Origin of the sequence: Pseudomonas sp. PDM21 (genome assembly GCF_014852505.2) — a bacterium.
Taxonomy (GTDB): domain Bacteria; phylum Pseudomonadota; class Gammaproteobacteria; order Pseudomonadales; family Pseudomonadaceae; genus Pseudomonas.
In genome coordinates this window covers 4,483,290-4,503,862 of the sequence record NZ_CM181223.1, presented here as the reverse complement: position 1 = coordinate 4,503,862, position 20,573 = coordinate 4,483,290, and the positions used below count along the sequence as shown (strand labels likewise).

Genomic DNA, 20,573 nt, shown 5'->3' with positions numbered 1-20,573 from the left:
CAGGGTCTCCGGGGCGGGCCTGTGATATAACACCGCGCATTCCAACCTCACAAGCAAGGGCCCTCATCATGAGCCACAAGGCCGAGCAGCCATTCGTCCCGCTGAACATCGCCGTCCTCACCGTCAGCGACACCCGCACGCTGGAAACCGACACCTCCGGCCAGCTGTTCGTCGACCGCCTGAAGGCCGCCGGCCATAACCTGGCCGCCCGCGTCCTGCTCAAGGATGACCTCTACCGCATCCGCGCCCAGGTCGCGACCTGGATCGCCGAGGACGAAGTGCAGGTCGTGCTGGTGACCGGCGGCACCGGCTTCACCGGCCGCGACAGCACCCCGGAGGCGGTGACCTGCCTGCTGGACAAGGTGGTGGACGGTTTCGGCGAGCTGTTCCGGCAGATTTCCGTGGCCGATATCGGCACGTCCACCGTGCAGTCCCGCGCGCTGGCCGGCCTGTCCAATGGCACCCTGGTCTGCTGCCTGCCGGGCTCCACCAACGCCTGCCGCACCGCCTGGGACGGCATCCTCGGCGAGCAACTGAATGCCAGCCACCGCCCCTGCAACTTCGTGCCTCACCTGAAGAAGGCGGCGCCCTGCGAGAGCCGCGGATGAGCTGCTGCGACAAGCCGGGACTGCTGCCGGTCGAGGACGCCCTGGCGCGCCTGCTGAGCCTGGCGGAGCAGTCTCCGATCCTCGATACCGAAGTCCTGCCGCTGAGCGAGGCTGACGGCCGCGTGCTCGCCGAGCCGCTGCTCGCCGGGCTGGACCTGCCGCCGTGGCCGAACAGTGCGATGGACGGCTATGCGCTGCGCCAGGCCGACTGGCAGGGCGAGCCGCTGTCGGTCAGCCAGAAAATCTTCGCCGGGCAGGCGGGCGAGCCGCTGCAGCCGGGCACCTGCGTGCGCATCTTTACCGGCGCGCCGTTACCCGAGGGCGCCGATTGCGTCGAGATGCAGGAAAACGTCGAGGTGCTGGAGGACGGCCGCGTGCGTTTCCTCGAAGCGCTTAAGGTGGGTCAGCACGTACGCCCGCAGGGCCAGGAAACCCGCAAGGGCGACTGTGTGCTGCCGGCCGGCACGCGCCTGGGGCCGATCGAGATCGGGCTGGCCGCATCGCTCGGCCACGCCGAAGTGAAAGTGCGCCGCCGTCCGCGCGTGGCACTGCTGTCCACCGGCGATGAGCTGGTGGAACCGGGCAAGCCGCTGGCGCTTGGGCAGATCTACAACAGCAACCGCCATCTGTTGCGGACCTGGTTGCAGCGCTTCGGTTGTGAGGTGGTGGACGCGGGCATCCTTCCGGACGACCTGGAGCGCACCCGTGCGGCCCTGGCCGGCCTGTCGAATGTGGACCTGATCCTCTCCACCGGCGGCGTGTCCGTCGGGGAGGCGGATTTCCTCGGTGCGGCCCTGCGTGAAGCGGGCGAGCTGGCGCTGTGGAAGCTGGCGATCAAGCCGGGCAAGCCGCTGACCGTCGGCCATTACCAGCAGGTGCCGGTGATCGGCCTGCCGGGTAATCCCGCCTCCACCCTGGTGACCTTCGCGCTGTTGGCGCGGCCCTACCTGATGCGTCGCCTCGGCATGCAGAAGGTCGAGCCGCTGCGCCTGCAGGTGCCGGCCGGGTTCAACTGGACCAAGCCAGGCAACCGCCGCGAGTACCTGCGCGCGCGCCTGGAGAATGGCCGTGCGGTGCCTTACGCCAATCAGAGCTCCGGTGTGCTGCGCAGCGCCGCCTGGGCCGAAGGACTGGCGGAAGTGCGCGAGGGGGCGACGCTGGCCGAAGGCGATTGGCTGACCTTCATTCCGTTCAGCGAACTGCTGGACTGAGCGCCAGGAACCCTATGAAAAACGCCGGTCTCAGACCGGCGTTTTTTTATGCTGCTGGCGATACTCGCCGGGCGTCTGGTCCGTCCAGCCCTTGAAACTGCGATGGAACGAGCGCGATTCGGTGAAGCCCAGGTACTGGGCGATGTCCTGGATCGGCAGATCGCTGTGCACCAGGTAATGCTCGGCCAGTTCCTGGCGCAGTTCGTCGAGGATCTGCTGGTAGCTGGTGCCGGCCTGCTGCAGGTGGCGCTGCAGGGTGCGCACGGTCATTTCGAAGCGCTCGGCGACGCGCTCCTTGCGCGGCAGGCCGTCCTTGAGGAGCAGGCGCAGGGCGTTCTTCACCCGCAGCGGCAGCGGCTCGTCGTCGTCCAGTTCGGCCATCAGCGCCAGGGCGTGTTCTTCCAGGGTGCGCAGCAGGTTGGCGTCGGCCTGGCGCAGCGGGTAGCTGAGCAGCTGCAGGGGGACCAGGAGGGCGCTGAAGGGTTGCTCGAAGCGCACCGGGCAGCCGAACAGCTGTTCGTATTCGGCGACGTCGGTGCCCTCGGGCTGCGCGTGCTCGAACCAGACTTCCTGCGGCGAGCCATTGGTGTCGGCGATCCAGCGCGCATAGAGCAGCCAGGACGCCAGTACGTTCTCCACCATGTGCCGGCGAATCTTCGCGGCGTCGTGGCGGCAGTTCCAGATCAGCTTGATGTGGCCTTCGCCCGGCTCCAGGCGGCTGACGCCCATGTCGCCGACCAGCTTCTCGTAAGGAATGATGCGGCCCATGGCTTCGCCCAGGTTGGCGCAGTTCATGGTGATGTAGCCCAGCACGCTCCATGAGCCCGGCTGCACGAAGCGCGCCGAGTGCAGGCCGAACAGTGGGTCGCCCGAGTGCGCACACAGGTGCTGCAGCAGGCGCTCGTGGGCCTCGCTGGGCAGGCGCTGGCTATTGTCGCTCAGTTGCGAGCGTTCAAGGCCCGCCGCCTGGAGGGCGACGTCCAGGTCCATGCCGAGGGACTCGGCGTGGCGCAGGTATTTCAGCAGTGCGGGGACGGATGTGTAGCCGAGGGAATGCATGGCGTGAGTTCTTGTTCTTCGGTGTCTCGATCGGCAACTGCGCCTGTCTTGATCCGACAGTGACAGGGCAGGGCGGCTGGCTAGTATAGGCAGCCATCAAGCGGCACCGAAATAGCAATCGAATTAGCGGGTTCAGACCCTGAACAAGAAGGAGCGGGCATGCGACGCTGGAATGGCTGGGGTGAAGAAACGACGGTGGTGGAATTGCCTGGCAACGGGCGCGACTTTCTCGCCGAACTGGTTGGTCCCGGCCTGACGCTGCCGGACGCGACGCTGGAACAGGTGCTGGCCAGGGTGCCGGCCTCGCGTCTGCCCGAGCATCCGCTGGTGGTGCGCGAAGCCCGCGACCGCCTGCTGCACGCCCGTGGCCAGAGCCTCCCGGACTGGCTGGCGATGCGCGAAGGCGAGTTCGGCGTGTTCCCCGATGGCGTGGCCTACCCGCAGACCGCCGAGCAGATCCGCGAGCTGCTGAAGTTCGCCGAGCTCTGGGACTGCCTGGTGATCCCCTACGGTGGCGGCACCTCGGTGGCCGGCCACATCAACCCGCCAACCTCCGACAAGGCGGTGCTCACCGTTTCCCTGGAGCACATGAACCGCCTGCTGGAGCTGGACGAGCAGAGCCTGATCGCCACCTTCGGCCCTGGCGCTAACGGTCCGCAGGTGGAAAGCCAGCTGCGCGCCCGTGGCTATACCCTGGGCCACTTCCCGCAGTCCTGGGAACTCTCCACCCTCGGTGGCTGGGTCGCCAGCCGCTCCAGCGGCCAGCAGTCGCTGCGCTACGGGCGCATCGAGCAACTGTTTGCCGGCGGCACCCTGGAAACCTTCGCCGGCAGCCTGGACATCCCGACCTTCCCGGCATCTTCCGCCGGCCCCGACCTGCGCGAAGTGGTGATGGGCTCCGAAGGCCGCTTCGGCATTCTTTCGTCGGTGAAGGTGCGGGTCATGCGCATCGCCGAGGATGAGCGCTTCTACGCGGTGTTCCTGCCGTCCTGGGAGCAGGCGCTGGAAGGCATCCGCACCCTGGTGCAGGCGCGTGTACCGCTGTCCATGCTGCGTCTGTCCAACGCCGTGGAAACCACCACCCAGCTCGCGCTGGCCGGCCATCCGGGGCAGATTGCCTGGCTGGAGCGCTACCTGAAGCTGCGCGGCGCGGCAGAGGGCAAGTGCATGCTGACCTTCGGCGTCACCGGCGACCGTGCCCAGAACGCGACTTCGCTGCGTGCCGCGCGGCGCATTCTCAAGGGCTTCGGCGGCGTGTTCACCGGCACCCTGCTGGGCAAGAAATGGGCGCAGAACCGCTTCCGCTTCCCCTACCTGCGCGAGGCGCTATGGGAGAACGGCTACGCGGTCGACACCCTGGAAACCGCCACCGACTGGTCCAACGTCGACAGCCTGTTGAACCGCATTGAAGCCAGCCTGCGCGATGGCCTGGCTGCCGAGGGCGAGCGTGTGCACGTGTTCACTCACCTGTCCCACGTCTACGGCGAAGGCTCGAGCATCTACACCACCTACGTGTTCCGCCCGGCGGCCAGCTACGCGGAAACCCACGAGCGCTGGCGCAAGCTCAAGCACGCCGCCAGCCAGACCATCGCCAACAATCGCGGCACCATCAGCCACCAGCACGGCGTGGGCAAGGACCACGCTCCCTATCTGCCGGTGGAGAAGGGCCCGCTGGGCATGGCCGCGATCAAGGCGCTGGCCGGGCATTTCGACCCGTCCGGCCGGTTGAACCCCGGCACTCTGCTGCAGGACTGAGCCCATGGGCTGGAATGCGACGTGGCGCGCCAAGGCGCTGCCGGAGCTGGCGGAGCGCGACTGGGACCTGATCGTGGTCGGCGGCGGCATCACCGGTGCCGGCATCCTCCGTGAAGCCGCGCGGCGCGGCTGGCGCTGCCTGCTGGTCGAGCAGCGCGACTTCGCCTGGGGCACCTCCAGTCGCTCATCGAAGATGGTCCATGGCGGCCTGCGCTACATCGCCAAGGGCCAGTTCGGCCTGACCCGCGACTCAGTGCGCGAGCGCCAGCGTCTGCTGGGCGAGGCGCCGGGGCTGGTCGATCCGCTGAGCTTCATCATGCCGCACTACCAGGGCGGCTTTCCCGGCCCGCGCGTGTTTGGCACGCTGCTGTCGCTTTACGACGCGTTGGCGGGGCGGCGCAATCATCTGTTCTATCGCCTGGAAGAACTGCGTTACCTGGCGCCGGGCTTGAGGGAAGATCGCCTGCTGGGCGGCACGCGCTTCCAGGACGCAGTCACCGATGACGCACGCCTGGTGATGCGCGTGCTCGGCGAAGCTCGCGTTGAAGGCGGCGAAGCGCTGAACGGCCTGAAAGTGATCGAGCTGGATCGCCGCGACGGTCGTGTCGAGGGGCTGGTTGCCGAGGACAGCGAAAGCGGCGAGCGCTTCACCTTCCGCGCGCGTGCCGTGGCGCTGGCCACTGGCGCCTGGGCCGATGCCCTGCGACAGAAACACGGCAGCGAGCACATCCGCCCGCTGCGCGGCAGCCACCTGCTGTTGCCGGCCTGGCGCCTGCCGGTTGCCCACGCCTTCAGCTTCATGCACGGGCAGGACAAACGCCCGGTGTTCGTCTTCCCCTGGGAAGGCGCGACCGTGGTCGGCACCACCGACCTCGATCACCGCGACACGCTGGACGACGACGCAGCCATCAGCCGCGAGGAAGTGGATTACCTGCTGGCGGCCTGTGCGCAGCAGTTCCCGTCTTCGCATATCAGCGCGGCGGACGTGCGCTCCACCTGGGCCGGCGTGCGCCCGGTGGTCAGCGATGGTGCGCCGTCGATCAAGCCCTCGGATGAAAAGCGCGAGCACGCGCTGTGGGTCGAGCCCGGCTGCGTAACCCTGGCGGGCGGCAAGCTGACCACCTTCCGCCTGCTGGCGCTGGAGGTGCTCGCCGCCTGCGCACCGATGCTGGAGCGCTCGCTGGAGGCGGCGGGAGAACAGGTCTTCGAACCTGTCGAAGCGGTCGATCTGCCCGGGCTGACTCCGCCGCAGCAGACCCGTCTGCGCGGTCGTCATGGTCGCGCATTGCCGGAGCTGGCGCGGGTGCTGAAAACCGTGGGCAACGAATGCATCGGCCATACCGATTCACTCTGGGCCGAACTGGCCTGGGCGGCGGAAGGCGAGCTGGTGCTGCACCTGGACGACCTGCTGCTGCGCCGTACCCGCGTCGGCCTGCTGCTGGCCGACGGCGGCGCCCACGAGCTGCCGAGAATTCGCGCGCTGTGCCAGCCACGCCTGGGCTGGGACGACGCGCGCTGGAAATGTGAAGAACAGGACTATCTGGCGCTGTGGCGTCGCTGCTACAGCCTTCCAAACTGACCGACGTCTCATTGACCAAGAGCCCCATGGATAACAAGAACTACCTGCTGGCCATCGACAACGGCACCCAGAGCGTGCGCGCGCTGCTCTTCGATCTCCAGGGTAACCTGGTGGGCAAGGGCAAGGTCGAGCTGGAAGCCTATTTTTCCTCGCAGCCCGGCTGGGCCGAACAGCACCCGGACTACTACTGGGAACAGTTGGGCGAGGCCTGCAAACGCCTGTGGGCCAGCGTCGACATTGACCGCAGCCGTATCCGTGGCGTCTCGCTGACGACCCAGCGCGGCACGGTGATCCACGTCGACCAGGCCGGCCAGGCCTTGCGCCCGGCGATCATCTGGCTGGACCAGCGCCGCGCCGAACTGGAAGGGTCGATCAAGGGGCCGTGGGGCTGGCTGTTCAAGCTGGTGGGCGCGCAGGGCGCAGTGGATTACTTCCGCACCCAGGCCGAAGTGAACTGGGTCGCCCAGCAGCAGCCGGACATCCACCAGCGCACGCACAAGGTGCTGCTGCTCTCGGGCTTCCTCACCCAGCGCCTGTGCGGACGCTACGTGGACTCGGTCGCCTGCAGCGTTGCCTACCTGCCGTTCGACTACAAGAAGCTGCAATGGGCCGCGCCACGCGACTGGAAGTGGCAGGTGCTGGACGTGCGCCGCGAGCAGCTTCCGGAGCTGTTCAAGCCCGGCGCGAAGCTCGGTGAGATCACCGCCGAGGCCAGCCGCCTGACCGGGATTCCCGAAGGCCTGCCGCTGATCGCAGCCGGCGCCGACAAGGCCTGCGAGGTGCTCGGCGCGGGCGCCATCGATCCGACTGTGGCCTGCCTGTCCTACGGCACCACCGCGACCATCAATACCACCCGCTCGCGCTACCTGGAAACGATCCCGCTGATCCCGCCGTACCCGGCGGCGATTCCCGATCACTTCAACACCGAGGTGATGATCTACCGCGGCTTCTGGATGGTCAGCTGGTTCAAGCGCGAGTTCGGCCTGCGCGAGATGCAGCGTGCGCAGGAACTGGGCGTCGAGCCGGAGAAGCTGTTCGACGAACTGGTCAACAGCGTACCCGCCGGCTCCATGGGCCTGATGCTGCAACCCTACTGGACGCCGGGTATCCGCGAGCCGGGGCTGGAAGCCAAGGGCTCGATCATCGGATTCGGCGACGTGCATACCCGCGCGCACATCTACCGCGCCATCCTCGAAGGCCTCGCCTACGCGCTGCGTCAGGGCAAGGAGCGCATCGAGAAGCGCTCCGGCACCCGCATCCAGCGCCTGCGCGTGGCTGGGGGCGGTTCGCAGAGCGACGCGGCGATGCAGCTCACCGCCGACATCTTCGGCCTGCCGGCGGAGCGCCCGCACGTCTACGAGGCATCCGGCCTGGGCGCGGCCATCGATTGCGCGGTGGGGCTGGGGCTTTATCCGGACTTCACCAGCGCCATCGCCGCCATGACCCGCGTCGGCGATGTCTTCCAACCGAATCCCGAGGCGCAGCGCACCTACGAGCGGCTGTACAGCGAGGTCTACCAGCGCATGTACAAGCAGCTCAAGCCGCTGTACCAGAGCATCCGGGAGATCACCGGCTATCCGGCCTGAGCGGCAAATCAAGTGGGAGGAATTCCCCTCGCGCTAGTCTGAGTCCATATCCGATGGACTCACCGGGAGGAAATCCGCCATGACGCAACCCAAGGCCCTGCTGATCCTGCATGGCAAGCAAGCCGCCAACGATGAGGTGCGCGCCGCCGTGCTGGCCACGCGCGAGGCGGGTCGGTTGATGGATGTCAGGGTGACCTGGGAGGGCGGCGACGCTCGGCGGCTGGTGGAGGAGGGGCTGGCGGCGGGCTACACGACGCTGATCGCCGGCGGCGGCGACGGCACCGTGCGCGATGTCGCCGAGGCGCTGGCCCAGGCCGGCGGCAAGGCCAGCCTGGCGATCCTGCCGCTGGGTACCGCCAACGACTTCGCCCGTGCGGCTGGCGTGCCGCTGGAACCGGCTGCCGCGCTGGCGCTGCTGGACGTGCCGGCACGGCCCATCGACCTGGGCGAAGTGGATGGGCAGATGTTCCTCAACATGGCGACCGGTGGCTTCGGCTCGAAAGTCACGGCCAACACCCCGGAAGACCTGAAGAAGCTGCTCGGCGGCGCGGCCTATCTGCTCACCGGGCTGACGCGTTTCTCCGAGGTGCACGCGGCGCAGGGGCGATTCACCGGGCCGGACTTCAGCTGGGAAGGCGAGTTCCTTGCCCTTGGCATCGGCAACGGGCGGCAGGCAGGTGGCGGGCACGTGCTCTGCCCGCAGGCGACGGCGGACGATGGGCTGCTGGACGTGAGCATCCTGCCGACCCCGCAGGATATGGTTGGCACGCTGGGTGCCTTGCTCGGCAGTGGCTTCGGCACCCAGGATGTGTTCATCCGCGCGCGGGTGCCCTGGGTCGAGGTGGAGGCCCGCGAGGGGCTGGACGTCAACCTCGACGGAGAACCCCTGGAGGGCTGCAAGCTGCGCTTCGAGGTACGCCCGGCGGCACTCTCCATGCACCTGCCGGCGGATTCGCCGCTGCTCTCGGCCACTGGGCGGCTCGGCGCGCCGAAGGGCTGATCGGTCTGGCCCGGATCGGACAAGTCGTGCATGATGGCGCACGGCCAGTATCTTGTTCCGCAAGATGCGGCCGATAGCGTTCCCGCACGACTCATTCCGAATCTGGAGCAGGCATGGCCGGTATTCTCGACACTGTCGATCAACGCACCCAACTGGTAGGCGAGAACCGCCTGGAAATCCTGGTCTTCCGCCTGGCCGGGCGGCAGCAGTTCGCGATCAACGTGTTCAAGGTGCAGGAAGTGCTGCAGCTGCCGCGCCTGACTCTGATTCCGCAGCGCCACCCGATGATCTGCGGGGTGATCAACCTGCGCGGCCAGACCCTACCGGTGATCGACCTGTCGCGCGCCATCGGCATGCGCGCGCTGACTCCGGATGCCAACAGCACCATCATCGTCACCGAGTACAACCGCTCGGTGCAGGCCTTCCTGGTGGGTGGGGTGGAGCGCATCCTCAATCTCAACTGGGAGTCGATCCAGCCGCCGCCCGGTGGCGCCGGCCGCCAGCATTACCTGACCGCGATCACCAAGGTGGAAGACCGCCTGGTGGAAATCATCGACGTGGAAAAGGTGCTGGCCGAGATCGTGCCGATGAATACCCGCGTCTCCAGCGATCGCCTGGACGACAAGCTGCTCAGCCAGACCCGTGGCCGCGAAGTGCTGGTGGTGGATGACTCCAGCGTCGCCATTTCCCAGCTGCGCGACACGCTTGGCCAGCTCGGCTTGCGTCTCAACGTGGCGACCGACGGCCTGCGCGCGCTCAATCAGCTCAAGCGCTGGGCCGACGAAGGCCACGACATGGAAGAGAAGCTGCTGATGGTTTTCACCGACGCGGAGATGCCGGAGATGGACGGCTACCGGCTGACCACCGAGATCCGCAACGACCCGCGCCTGCGTGACCTCTACGTGGTGCTGCACACCTCGCTGTCGGGCAGTTTCAACGATGCCATGGTGAAGAAGGTCGGCTGCGACGACTTCCTTTCCAAATTCCAGCCGGACCAGCTGGTGGAAGTGGTGCGTCGTCGGCTGCAGAAAGTCCCTGCCTGATCCCCGCCCTTTCTGTGCAGGAGCGAGCTTGCTCGCGAACCGCCTGATGCCGATATGTCAGGCGAAAAGCGTTCGCCAGCAAGCTCCCCCTACAGGTGTTCTCACCCATTGCTAGATGCGCATCCCACACCGTATAAGGTCGCTTCCGCCTGCATGAAAGGAAGCTTCCGATGTACAGCCTGAGCGAGCTCTACCGCTACCCGGTCAAGTCCACCGCCTACGAGCCCCTGGAATCTGTCCGCCTGGACGCCCTGGGCCTGGAAGGGGATCGACGCTGGATGGTGGTGGAGGCGTCCAACGGCCGCTTCCTGACCCAGCGCCTGCTGCCGCAGATGGGGCGCATCGAGGCGCGCTGGCAGGATGACTTCCATGGTCTGCGCCTGCGTGCGCCGGGAGCGCAAGATATCTTCGTGTCAGTGCCTGAAAGCGACGCCAACCTGCGCGGCGTGCTGATCTGGCGCGACATGCTGCAAGTGCCGGACGCTGGCGATGAGGCGGCACAGTGGCTGAGCAGCTTCCTCGGCCGCGACGTGCGCCTGGTGCAGATGCCCGAGCAGCGCGCGCGCCAGGTGGATACCGCCTACGCGGAGCCCGGTGAGCACGTGCACTTCGCCGATGGCTTCCCGCTGCTGCTGATCGGCCAGGGTTCGCTGGATGATTTGTCGGCCAAGGTCGGTCGCCCGCTGGAGATGCTGCGCTTCCGCCCGAACCTGGTGGTCACCGGCGCCGAACCCTTCGCCGAAGACGGCTGGAAACGCATCCGCATCGGCGATGTCACCTTCAAGGTGGCCAAGCCCTGCTCGCGCTGCATCCTCACCACCATCGATCCGCACACCGGCGAGCGCGACGCTGCCCGTGAGCCGCTGGCAACCCTGCTGGGTTATCGCAACGTCAATGGCGAAGCCCTGTTCGGCCAGAACCTGCTGGCGGAGAACCGCGGCGAGCTGAAACTGGGCATGCCAGTGGAAGTGCTGGAGTAACGCTGAAGTGGCGCGCCCGAGCGGGCGCGCCGGATGATGCGGAATTTACAGCTTGCTGTCGACGCAACCGGTGCTCTGGCATTCGCGCTCACGCTCGCGCAGCACGACCAGGCGCTCGTTGGTCTTGTCCACGGCGCACTGCAGGTTGACGAAGTAGCCGCCGTCGCGCTCGTAGCTGCACTGGGCGTCGCGGTCCTTGATCCAGGCGATCTGGCTCTTCTTCAGTGCGGCCTTCTGGCCGTCGTTGAGCATCTTGCGCAGGGTGCCGAATTCATTGTTCAGCTCGCGGTCCACCTGGGCGTATTCGGTGCTCAGGCAGTACACGCTGTCGAAGGCGTTGCGCGGCTTCTCGCAGGCGGCGAGGGCCAGGTCGGCACTGAGCAGGCCGGCGGCCAGGACGGTGAGGGAGAGGAGCGACTGGCGCATGGAATTTCCTTTTCCTTGAGGGGATGAAGACCGCCCGGCGGGTGCCGGGCGGAAGAGTGGATCAGAGTTCGTCGAAGAAGCGTTCGTGCCAGTCGACGATGGGCTGCGGCGCGTTGAGCTTCTGCCCGTAGATCACTGCGTAGGACAGCACGTTCTGCACATAGGAGCGCGTCTCGTCGAACGGAATGGTCTCGACCCAGACGTCGAAAGCCAGGTGACGCGCATCCTTCAGCCATTGGCGCACACGGCCGGGGCCGGCGTTGTAGGCGGCGGTGGCGAGCACGCGGTTGCCGTTGAACTGGCCGTGTACCTGGCTCAGGTAGGCGGCGCCCAGCTGGATGTTCACGTCCGGCACGATCAGCTGCTGCGGCGAGGCCAGCGGGATGCCGAACTTGCGCGAGGTTTCCTTGGCGGTGGCCGGCATCAGCTGCATCAGCCCGGTGGCACCGACGCCGGAGCGCGCATCGGACATGAAGGCGCTTTCCTGGCGGGTGATGGCGAACACCCAGCTGGAGTGCAGGCCGCGATTGCGCGCCTCGCGCACCAGGGTGTTGCGGTAGGCCATGGGGAAGCGGATATCGAGGTCGTCCCAGTACTTCGCCTGGCTGATCGCGCGGATAGCCGGGAAGTACCACTGCATGTCGTAGGCGATCTTCGCCTGGGCCAGCAGTTCGTCGTGGCTCAGGTGGCGGGCCGCGTGGTACCACTCGCGGCGGGCGTTGATGATCTCGCCGCGGGCGTAGAACTCCAGGGCGCGGCGGGTGCTCGGTGCGTTGCGCACGCGCTGCATCGTCCCGGCATCGGGCGAAACAGGTCGATTGTTCAGCTGGTAGGGGGCGTTGATCCGGTCGGCGGCGAGGAAGCCGTAGAAATCACGCTCCCCGGCCACTGGCTGGTACAGACTGATGGCCTGCTTGTTCTGCGGCTGCGCCAGTTGCAGCGAGCGAGCCTGCCAGTATTTCCAGCGATTGGTCTCGGCCAGCGACGGCGGCAGGGCGCGGGTCAGTTCGTAGGCTTCTTCCCAGCGGCCCAGGCGCAGCAGCAGACGCAGGCGCCATTCGGTGACGGTGTCGTCGCGCAGTTGCGGGTCGTACTTGACCATCATCGGCAGCGCGCGCGGGTCATAGCGGCGCGCCAGGCTCAGGCCGATCTCGCGGGCGATGGAGACTTTCTCGTCGCTGGAGAAGGGCAGCACCGAGCTGTAGTAGTCGAGCAGGCTGATGGCCTTTTCCGGGTCCTGCTTGGCCAGGCGGCGCAGGCCCAGACCGACGACGTCGGCGGTGGCGTGGTCACGGGCGCCGAAGCGGGTGGTCTGGCTCAGTTGCGCAGGATTCTGCGCGACGTTGACCATCAGCGCGCCCTGGCTGCCGAGGGTCGGCAGGCGCTTGGAGAGCACGGTGGCGAGGCTGTAGTTGCCTTTCTCGGCAGCCAGCTTCAGGCGTTTCCAGACCTTTTCCTCGGTGAGCTGGCCGTCGGCCTGCCACAGGGCGAAAGTGGTGTCGCAGGCATCAGGCTGCGGCTTGCCGACCAGCCAGAGCTTCTCGGCGGTGGCGTAGCCGTCGGCTTTGTTGCCGTGGCCCAGCTGGTACTGGCCGTAGAGGCAGTCCAGCTCGGTGAAGTTCATCTTCGGGTCGTAATAGCGGACGAAGGTGTTCCAGTCGCCGCGATCGGCCAGTTGGCGCATCCAGCGCAGCTTCAGCCAGTTGATCTGCGGCAGGTCGCCGTGCTGTTCGATGAAGCGCTCGATCTCGGCGTTGCTGGCGCTTTTCAGACGGTTGGTCAGCTCGTCGTAGGCCAGGTACGGCTGCAGCGGATAATCGGCCAGTGCCGATTGGTAGCTGAAGTACGGGCCGCTGTCGCCGCGCGCCAGGGCCTTCTGCGCCTCGTCGTACATCTGGCGCTGCTGGGGCAGGGACGCTGCGTTGGCTGTCGAAGCGGACAGGCTGAGGATCAGGCAGGAAAACAGTGAGAAAAGGCGACCGCGCATGGCTCTTCCGGGAAGATGATCGGTGGGCGCTGGATGGCGCGCGCCCGCTGCCGGGTAGCTTAGCCTGTTGCGCGCGGGGGGTGAAAGCGCCACCAGGGCTGCCTGGCTCAAAGGCGGACGAATGTCTCGCCCCTGCACTTTGTCCGCCCCCCTCTGACTTTTCCGCGCTTTCCCTTAAACTGCGCGCCCTGTTTTACGGAAGATGCCCTCATGACCCTGCTCAAGTTAACCGACGTGTCCCTCGCCTTCGGCACCACTCCGCTGCTGGATAAGGTGTCCTGGCAGATCGCTCGCGGTGAGCGGGTCTGCATCATTGGCCGCAACGGCACCGGCAAGTCGAGCATGCTCAAGCTGGTCAAGGGCGAGCAGAAGCCCGATGACGGCGATATCTGGCGCGCCCCCTCGCTGAAGATCGGCGAGCTGCCGCAGGAACTGCCGCGCGCCGACGACCGCACCGTCTACGACGTGGTCGCCGAAGGCCTGGCCGAAGTCGGTGAGCTGCTGGCGCAGTACCACCACCTGAGCATGCACATCGAAAGCGAAGAGGATCTGAACAAGCTGGCGCGAGTCCAGCAGGACCTCGAAGCCCGCGATGGCTGGCGCCTGGGGCAATTGGTGGACACCACCCTGAGCCGCCTGCAGCTGCCGGCCGACAAGACCCTCGCCGAACTCTCCGGCGGCTGGCGCCGCCGCGTGCTGCTGGCCCAGGCGCTGGTGGCCGAGCCTGACCTGCTGCTGCTGGACGAGCCGACCAACCACCTGGACATCGGCGCCATCGCCTGGCTGGAAAACGCCCTGGCGGACTTCCCTGGCGCCGTGCTGTTCATCACCCACGACCGCTCCTTCCTGCAGGCCGTGGCGACCCGCATCCTCGAGCTGGACCGCGGCCACCTGATCGACTGGAACGGCGACTACGCCAGCTTCCTCGTCCACAAAGAGCAGGAGCTGGCGGCGGAAGAGGCGGCTAACGCACTGTTCGACAAGCGCCTGGCCCAGGAGGAAGTGTGGATTCGCCAGGGCATCAAAGCCCGCCGTACCCGTAACGAAGGCCGCGTGCGCGCGCTGAAGGCGATGCGCAATGAACGCGCCGAACGCCGCGAGCGTCAGGGCAAGGCCAGCTTCCAGATGGAGACGGCCGAGAAGTCGGGCAAGCAGGTGATCGTCGTTGAGAAGGCCGGCTTCGCCCACCCGGGCGGCCCGGCGCTGATCCGTGATTTCTCCCTGGTGCTGCAGCGCGGCGACCGTATCGGCCTGCTCGGCGCCAACGGTACCGGCAAGACCACGCTGCTCAAGCTGCTGCTGGGCGACCTGCAGCCGACTTCGGGCAGCGTCAAGGAGGGCACCCGACTGGAAGTGGCTTATTTCGACCAGCTGCGTCACCAGCTGGAGCCGGAAAAGACCGTCATCGACAACATTTCCGAAGGTCGCGAATTCATCACGATCAACGGGCAGAATCGCCACGTCCTCAGCTACCTGGGCGACTTCCTGTTCTCCCCGCAGCGCGCCCGCACCCCGGTGAAGGCGCTTTCCGGTGGCGAACGGGCACGCCTGTTGCTGGCGAAACTGTTCAGCAAGCCGGCCAACCTGCTGGTGCTGGACGAACCGACCAACGACCTGGACGTGGAAACCCTGGAACTGCTGGAAGAGGTGCTGCTGACCTTCGATGGCACCGTACTGATGGTCAGCCACGACCGGGCCTTCCTCGACAACGTGGTGACCAGCACCCTGGTGTTCGAAGGCGAGGGGCGCGTGCGCGAATTCGTCGGTGGCTACCAGGACTGGCTGCGTCAGGGCGGATCGCCCAAGTTGCTCGGCGTGGGTGAGGAGAAGGGCGACAAGCCCGCTGCCGCACCTGTCGCCGAAGAGCCTGCTGCCGCACCTGCTGCTGCGGTGGAAGCGGCGGCGCCGAAGAAGAAACTGAGCTACAAGCTGCAGCGCGAGCTGGAGGCCATTCCCGGGCAGATCGACGCTCTGGAGGCAGAAATGGCCGCGCTGCAGGCAGAAACTGCGGCGCCGAATTTCTACCAGCGTCCGCCGAGCGAGGCGCAGGCTGTTCTGGATCGCCTGGGGTCGCTGCAAGGGGAGCTGGACCAACTGATCGAACGCTGGGCCGAACTGGAAGAGTGATCCGTTCGGTCAGGTGATGTGCCCGTGCGTAGCGCTGATCAAAGACTGTTAGGGATGGCCGAATGGCAATCGAGTACCGCATCACCCTGGATGATGAGCACGAGTTCAGTTACCGCATCGAGCTGGAGCGCCAGTACGACGCCGAGATAGCCGCCCAGACCCCGCGTTGGACGCGCCTGGAGAACAACCGTTGCAGCAACTGCCCGCTGAACCCGGCGCAGTACAGCCACTGCCCGGCGGCGGTGGACCTGCACCGGGTGATCGAGGATTTCCGTGGTTTGCCGGCCTTCAAGAAGGTCTCTGTGCAGGTCCGCACGCCGGAGCGCGAGTACATCAAGCACGCGGGGCTGGAAGAGGGCCTGCGCGCGCTGCTCGGGGTGATCATGGCCACCAGTGCCTGCCCGCTGCTGGGCAAGCTCAAGCCGATGGCGCAGCAGCACCTGCCGTTCGCCAGCAACCAGGAGTTCATCCTGCGCGCGGTGTCGCTGTACCTGATGCGCCAGTACTTCAACTTCCGTGAAGGGCGGCATGCGGATTGGGAATTGAAGGGGCTGGTGAAGCAGTTCCAGCAGTTGCAGTTGGTGAACCAGGCGTTCTGGCAGCGGATTCACGAGACCTGCGACGGTGACTCGAACCTGAAGGCTTTCCTCAGCTTCTTCTCCATGGCGTCGAGCATGAGCTATTCGCTGGAAGCGCAGTTGCAGAAGGTGCGGCCGCTGCTGATGAGCGGGGACATGCTCGGGGCCTGAAGCGAAGCGGGCCCCGCAGGGCCCGCCCCGTCTACTCGGGTTGGCTCAGCTGGTTTTCTGCAGGCGCACGGCGAGGACGTCGCAGGGCGCACCGTGCAGCACGTCGTTGGCGGTGGAGCCCAGCAGCAGGGCGAGCCCGTGGCGGCCGTGGCTGCCGACGACGATCAGGTCGCAGTCCTGCTCATCGGCGAGGCGGTGGATTTCCTGGCGCGGCTGGCCGTAGACCAAGTGGCACTGGGAGCTGGTGATTTCGGCGTAGGTGAGGGTGAACTGGTGCAGGCGTTCCTTGGCCTGGTCGAATTGCTGCTGTTGCAGCATCGACAGGTCCATCGGCACGTCGCCGCCGAAGGCCATGGCCATGGGCTCGACCACATGCACCGCCGAGAGCCGGGCATCGTTGGCCTTGGCTAGTGCGACCGCCCGCTTCATCACCGGATCGCATTCTTCGGTAAGGTCGACGGCGACCAGAATGTGTTGGTAGGGCATGAGCGTCTCCTCCGGGGGACTCGTTATTAATCAGTATGGCCCCAATGGCCGTGCTTGACCTGTTTGACCGGTATAACCGATATGACCACGTGGATGGTAATCCTGCTCATTGCATTGGTGCTCAGCCCGCTGACCTGGCTGATCCCTTCGCGCGGCCAGCGCGGGCAGATGGACCTGCGCCTGCAGGCGCGACGCCTGGGCCTGGCCATGCAGATGGCGCAGCAGGAGTGGCCTCACTGGCTGGAGCGGCAGCCACCGCGCCAGTGTGCGCAGTACCACCGCGCTCGCGGGAAGAACCGCGACGTCTGGTGCTACTGGCAGAGCGAGCCGGGCGTCTGGCTGGATCGCTGGCGCGAGGCGAGCGCCCCTGCCGAGCTGGCCCAGGCGCTGGCCAGCCTGCCAAAGGATGTCTACAAGGTCGAGGCGACACCCCAGTTCCTCGCGCTGTACTGGGGCGAGCGGGGCGACAGCAGCGACCTCGAGCGGGTCGCCAGCTTCGTTAAACAGCATGCCTGAGGCGATCAGCTCTGCTGCGCGGCATACAGACCGGAGACTTTCTCCAGGTCTTCGATGATGCGGTCGGAGTACTTGTTGATCAGGAAGGGCACGCTGTTCTGGTTGTAGTTCTGCAGCGATTTCTCGATGTAGCGCCACTTGATTGCCACGCCGCGTAGCTCCTGGCCGATCTCCGGCGTGGTCTGCGGCGCCTGCTGCAGCTTCACCAGGTTGATCGCGAAGCGGTTGGCGAGGTCGTCCAGCGGACGCTCCTCGCCGCCGCCGAAGAAACTGGCGCCCACCGAGGCGTTGCGCGAGGCGTAGTCCACCGCAATGTCCTGCATCAGCAGGCTCTGCTCTCGGGTCTGCTGGGTCAGCGGCGGGACCCTGCTGCCGCTTTCCTCCTGGATTTTCGCGTAGAGCTGCTCTGCGGTGTCCAGCAGCTTGCGGTTCTGCGCCGCGAGGTCAGCCACCGGTTGCAGGTCGGTGTAGCCGCTCTTGTCCAGCGCGCCGGTGAGCGTGTGCAACTGGGTCGCATAGGCCTTCCATTCGTCCTGCAGCTCGCTCTTGAGCTTCTTCGATTCGTTGCCGGGCATTTCCCCGAGCTTGCCCAGGGCATCGGTGGCGCTCTGAGACGAGGCCTCGACCATCCTGGCGTACTTCTGGTCGCCCTCCATCGCATTGAACATGAAGAAGTCGCCGAGGCTGCGCTGGGCGGCGAGGCGCGTCTGGTGGACATTGAGCAGGTCGCTGGCGGCGTCGGCGGCAGCGATGAGGGGCAGGGCGGTGAGCGCGAGCGCAGACAGCAGACGCACTAGCGGACGGCTGGGCATCGTTCCAACTCCTTGGAGCCATGGGCTTCTTGTTGTTTTGTATTCCACAGGTTCCAGGCGTCTGCCGGCGTTGGCAGAAGGCAGATCGCCATTGCGCCCGACTCTAGCGCGGGCCATGGGGTTTGAACAGTGGCTGTCGGGACGTCGGTGCCAGGTAGCAATTGTCACGATAGGCGTGGTGAATAGCTCATCAGGGTTGCGCTGAATGCTCCGGCCCAGACGCCCCGGCCGCTTTGCGACTGTTACGTCTCGCCGATTGACAAGCATTGGCTTTTGCTAGAAGGTGGGCGCACCCAAATCAAACGGGCGTATGAATCGATCGTTTGCCACGTGCGAAGGATCCAACATAACGCCCCGGCTATCGCGTCGGCGGGTGTGCCGCAAGCTTTGGGACTAACCTCGGCACTGCCGAACGGTCCCGATACACGGTGTCCGACGTGTGATTTCAAGCTTCCCTAGCGTGGAGATCAGTTGATGATTTACCAAGGTAAAGCCATCACGGTTAAGGCTCTTGAGAGCGGCATCGTCGAACTGAATTTCGACCTCAAGGGCGAGTCCGTCAACAAGTTCAACCGACTCACCCTGAATGAACTGCGTCAAGCAGTCGATACCATCAAGGCCGATGCGTCCGTCAAGGGCGTGATCGTGACCAGCGGCAAGGGCGTGTTCATCGTCGGCGCCGACATCACCGAGTTCGTCGACAACTTCAAGCTGCCTGACGAAGAGCTGCTGGCCGGCAACCTCGAAGCCAACAAGATCTTCAGCGACTTCGAAGACCTGAACGTTCCGACCGTAGCCGCGATCAACGGCATCGCCCTGGGCGGCGGTCTGGAAATGTGCCTGGCTGCCGACTTCCGTGTCATGAGCGCCACCGCCAAGGTCGGCCTGCCGGAAGTGAAGCTGGGCATCTACCCGGGCTTCGGCGGCACCGTTCGCCTGCCGCGCGTCATCGGTTGCGACAACGCCGTCGAGTGGATCGCCTCGGGCAAGGAAAACCGTGCTGAAGACGCGCTGAAAGTCGGCGCCGTCGACGCCGTTGTGGCTCCGGAGCAGCTGCAAGCCGCCGCCCTGGACCTGGTCAAGCGCGCCATCGCTGGCGAGCTGGACCACAAGGCCCGCCGTCAGCCGAAGCTGGAAAAGCTCAAGCTGAACGCCATCGAGCAGATGATGGCCTTCGAAACCGCCAAGGGCTTCGTCGCAGGCCAGGCCGGCCCGAACTACCCGGCTCCGGTCGAAGCGATCAAGTCGATCCAGAAAGCCGCCAACTTCGGTCGTGACAAGGCGCTGGAAATCGAAGCCCAGGGCTTCGTGAAGCTGGCCAAGACCTCGGTTGCGCAGAGCCTGATCGGCCTGTTCCTCAACGACCAGGACCTGAAGAAGAAGGCCAAGCAGTACGACGAGATCGCCAAAGACGTGAAACTGGCCGCCGTACTGGGCGCCGGCATCATGGGTGGCGGCATCGCCTACCAGTCCGCTTCCAAGGGCACTCCGATCCTGATGAAGGATATCCGCGAAGAGGGTATCCAGATGGGTCTGAACGAGGCCTCGAAGCTGCTGGGCAAGCGCGTCGAAAAAGGCCGCATGACCCCGGCCAAGATGGCCGAGGCCCTGAACGCCATTCGCCCGACCATGTCCTACGGCGACTTCGGCAACGTCGACATCGTCGTCGAAGCCGTGGTCGAGAATCCGAAGGTCAAGCAGATCGTTCTGGCCGAAGTTGAAGGCGTAGTGAAGGAAGATGCGGTTCTCGCGTCGAACACCTCCACCATCTCCATCAACCTGCTGGCCAAGGCGCTCAAGCGTCCGGAAAACTTCGTCGGCATGCACTTCTTCAACCCGGTGCACATGATGCCCCTGGTCGAAGTCATCCGCGGCGAGAAGTCCAGCGACGTCGCCGTGGCCACCACCGTGGCCTACGCCAAGAAGATGGGCAAGAACCCCATCGTGGTGAATGACTGCCCCGGCTTCCTGGTCAACCGCGTGCTGTTCCCGTACTTCGGCGGCTTCTCCAAGCTGCTGGGCTTCGGCGTGGACTTCGTGCGCATCGACAAGATCATGGAGAAGTTCGGCTGGCCCATGGGCCCGGCCTACCTGTCCGACGTGGTCGGCATCGACACCGGCCACCACGGCCGTGACGTGATGGCTGAAGGCTTCCCGGACCGCATGGCCGTGGAAGGCAAGACTGCCGTTGACGTGATGTATGACGCCAACCGCCTGGGCCAGAAGAACGGCAAGGGCTTCTACGCCTATGAGACCGACAAGCGCGGCAAGCCGAAGAAAGTCACCGATCCGCAGGCTTATGAGCTGCTGAAGTCCATCGTCACCGAGCAGCGCGAGCTGACCGACGAGGACATCATCAACTTCATGATGATCCCGCTGTGCCTGGAAACCGTGCGTTGCCTGGAAGACGGCATCGTCGAAACCGCTGCCGAGGCCGACATGGGCCTGATCTATGGCATCGGCTTCCCTCCCTTCCGTGGCGGTGCCCTGCGTTACATCGACTCCATCGGTGTGGCCGAATTCGTCGCACTGGCCGACAAGTACGCCGACCTGGGTGCGCTGTACCACCCGACCGCGAAGCTGCGTGAAATGGCCAAGAACGGCCAGAAGTTCTTCGGTTGAGTGCGCAACGAATAGAGCGAGAGTGAA

The 20,573-nt window shown here is 65.8% G+C and carries 17 protein-coding genes; 12 read left to right on the top strand and 5 right to left on the bottom strand.

All coding sequences use genetic code 11. The annotated features are described in order from the left end of the window. The first annotated feature begins 68 nt into the window (after nucleotides 1-68). Nucleotides 69-608, top strand: coding sequence for a molybdenum cofactor biosynthesis protein B (gene moaB, locus IB275_RS20585; RefSeq protein ID WP_192290776.1), 540 nt, complete (start codon nucleotides 69-71; stop codon nucleotides 606-608). Next, nucleotides 605-1,819 carry a molybdopterin molybdotransferase MoeA gene (locus tag IB275_RS20580; protein ID WP_192290774.1) on the top strand — a complete coding sequence of 405 codons (1,215 nt, stop codon included), beginning with the start codon at nucleotides 605-607 and terminating at the stop codon, nucleotides 1,817-1,819. Before moaB ends, IB275_RS20580 begins: the two co-directional genes overlap by 4 nt. A 30-nt stretch (nucleotides 1,820-1,849) precedes the next feature. Here IB275_RS20580 and gliR read toward each other — a convergent pair whose 3' ends face one another. Next, a complete protein-coding gene (gene gliR / locus IB275_RS20575; RefSeq protein ID WP_192290772.1) occupies nucleotides 1,850-2,878 on the bottom strand; it encodes an AraC family transcriptional regulator GliR in 1,029 nt (342 codons plus the stop codon). Between the two features lie 159 nt (nucleotides 2,879-3,037). On the opposite strand from gliR, the gene IB275_RS20570 reads away from it, so the two are divergent. The 6 genes from IB275_RS20570 to IB275_RS20545 all read left to right on the top strand — a co-directional run bounded on the left by IB275_RS20570 (nucleotide 3,038) and on the right by IB275_RS20545 (nucleotide 10,821). Next, on the top strand, nucleotides 3,038-4,633 hold the full coding sequence (locus IB275_RS20570) for an FAD-binding oxidoreductase (protein WP_192290770.1): 1,596 nt from the start codon (nucleotides 3,038-3,040) through the stop codon (nucleotides 4,631-4,633). Nucleotides 4,634-4,637: 4 nt separating this feature from the next. Then, nucleotides 4,638-6,212 carry a glycerol-3-phosphate dehydrogenase/oxidase gene (locus tag IB275_RS20565; protein WP_192290768.1) on the top strand — a complete coding sequence of 525 codons (1,575 nt, stop codon included), beginning with the start codon at nucleotides 4,638-4,640 and terminating at the stop codon, nucleotides 6,210-6,212. Nucleotides 6,213-6,238: 26 nt separating this feature from the next. Beyond that, complete coding sequence (locus IB275_RS20560; protein ID WP_192290766.1) at nucleotides 6,239-7,798, top strand: FGGY-family carbohydrate kinase; 1,560 nt, start codon at nucleotides 6,239-6,241, stop codon at nucleotides 7,796-7,798. 79 nt (nucleotides 7,799-7,877) lie between these two features. Next, complete coding sequence (gene yegS, locus IB275_RS20555) at nucleotides 7,878-8,798, top strand: lipid kinase YegS (protein ID WP_192290764.1); 921 nt, start codon at nucleotides 7,878-7,880, stop codon at nucleotides 8,796-8,798. Nucleotides 8,799-8,911: 113 nt separating this feature from the next. Further along, a complete protein-coding gene (locus IB275_RS20550; protein WP_138214953.1) occupies nucleotides 8,912-9,841 on the top strand; it encodes a chemotaxis protein CheV in 930 nt (309 codons plus the stop codon). 170 nt (nucleotides 9,842-10,011) lie between these two features. Further along, nucleotides 10,012-10,821 carry an MOSC domain-containing protein gene (locus IB275_RS20545; RefSeq protein ID WP_192224270.1) on the top strand — a complete coding sequence of 270 codons (810 nt, stop codon included), beginning with the start codon at nucleotides 10,012-10,014 and terminating at the stop codon, nucleotides 10,819-10,821. 45 nt (nucleotides 10,822-10,866) lie between these two features. Here IB275_RS20545 and IB275_RS20540 read toward each other — a convergent pair whose 3' ends face one another. Then, nucleotides 10,867-11,247, bottom strand: coding sequence for a lysozyme inhibitor LprI family protein (locus tag IB275_RS20540; RefSeq protein ID WP_151187753.1), 381 nt, complete (start codon nucleotides 11,245-11,247; stop codon nucleotides 10,867-10,869). 61 nt (nucleotides 11,248-11,308) lie between these two features. Then, entirely contained in the window at nucleotides 11,309-13,234 is a 1,926-nt protein-coding gene (locus IB275_RS20535; protein ID WP_192290762.1) for a transglycosylase SLT domain-containing protein, read from the bottom strand. Between the two features lie 210 nt (nucleotides 13,235-13,444). Between IB275_RS20535 and IB275_RS20530 the strand changes: the two genes are divergently transcribed. Together IB275_RS20530 and IB275_RS20525 are read left to right on the top strand one after the other, a co-directional pair. Continuing rightward, on the top strand, nucleotides 13,445-15,361 hold the full coding sequence (locus IB275_RS20530) for an ATP-binding cassette domain-containing protein (RefSeq protein WP_192290760.1): 1,917 nt from the start codon (nucleotides 13,445-13,447) through the stop codon (nucleotides 15,359-15,361). A 62-nt stretch (nucleotides 15,362-15,423) separates the two neighbouring features. Then, nucleotides 15,424-16,110 carry a DUF6901 family protein gene (locus IB275_RS20525; protein WP_151187751.1) on the top strand — a complete coding sequence of 229 codons (687 nt, stop codon included), beginning with the start codon at nucleotides 15,424-15,426 and terminating at the stop codon, nucleotides 16,108-16,110. 45 nt (nucleotides 16,111-16,155) lie between these two features. Here IB275_RS20525 and IB275_RS20520 read toward each other — a convergent pair whose 3' ends face one another. After that, nucleotides 16,156-16,596, bottom strand: coding sequence for a universal stress protein (locus IB275_RS20520; protein WP_024766849.1), 441 nt, complete (start codon nucleotides 16,594-16,596; stop codon nucleotides 16,156-16,158). An 81-nt stretch (nucleotides 16,597-16,677) separates the two neighbouring features. On the opposite strand from IB275_RS20520, the gene IB275_RS20515 reads away from it, so the two are divergent. Then, on the top strand, nucleotides 16,678-17,112 hold the full coding sequence (locus tag IB275_RS20515; RefSeq protein ID WP_151187750.1) for a hypothetical protein: 435 nt from the start codon (nucleotides 16,678-16,680) through the stop codon (nucleotides 17,110-17,112). Nucleotides 17,113-17,117: 5 nt separating this feature from the next. On the opposite strand, the gene IB275_RS20510 is transcribed toward IB275_RS20515, so the two are convergent. Beyond that, nucleotides 17,118-17,924: a hypothetical protein gene (locus IB275_RS20510; protein WP_192290758.1), complete on the bottom strand. Its 807-nt coding sequence runs from the start codon at nucleotides 17,922-17,924 to the stop codon at nucleotides 17,118-17,120. Between the two features lie 474 nt (nucleotides 17,925-18,398). Here IB275_RS20510 and fadB point away from each other — a divergent pair, with 474 nt between their 5' ends. Next, nucleotides 18,399-20,546 carry a fatty acid oxidation complex subunit alpha FadB gene (fadB, locus tag IB275_RS20505; RefSeq protein WP_192290755.1) on the top strand — a complete coding sequence of 716 codons (2,148 nt, stop codon included), beginning with the start codon at nucleotides 18,399-18,401 and terminating at the stop codon, nucleotides 20,544-20,546. The last annotated feature ends 27 nt before the right edge of the window (nucleotides 20,547-20,573 follow it).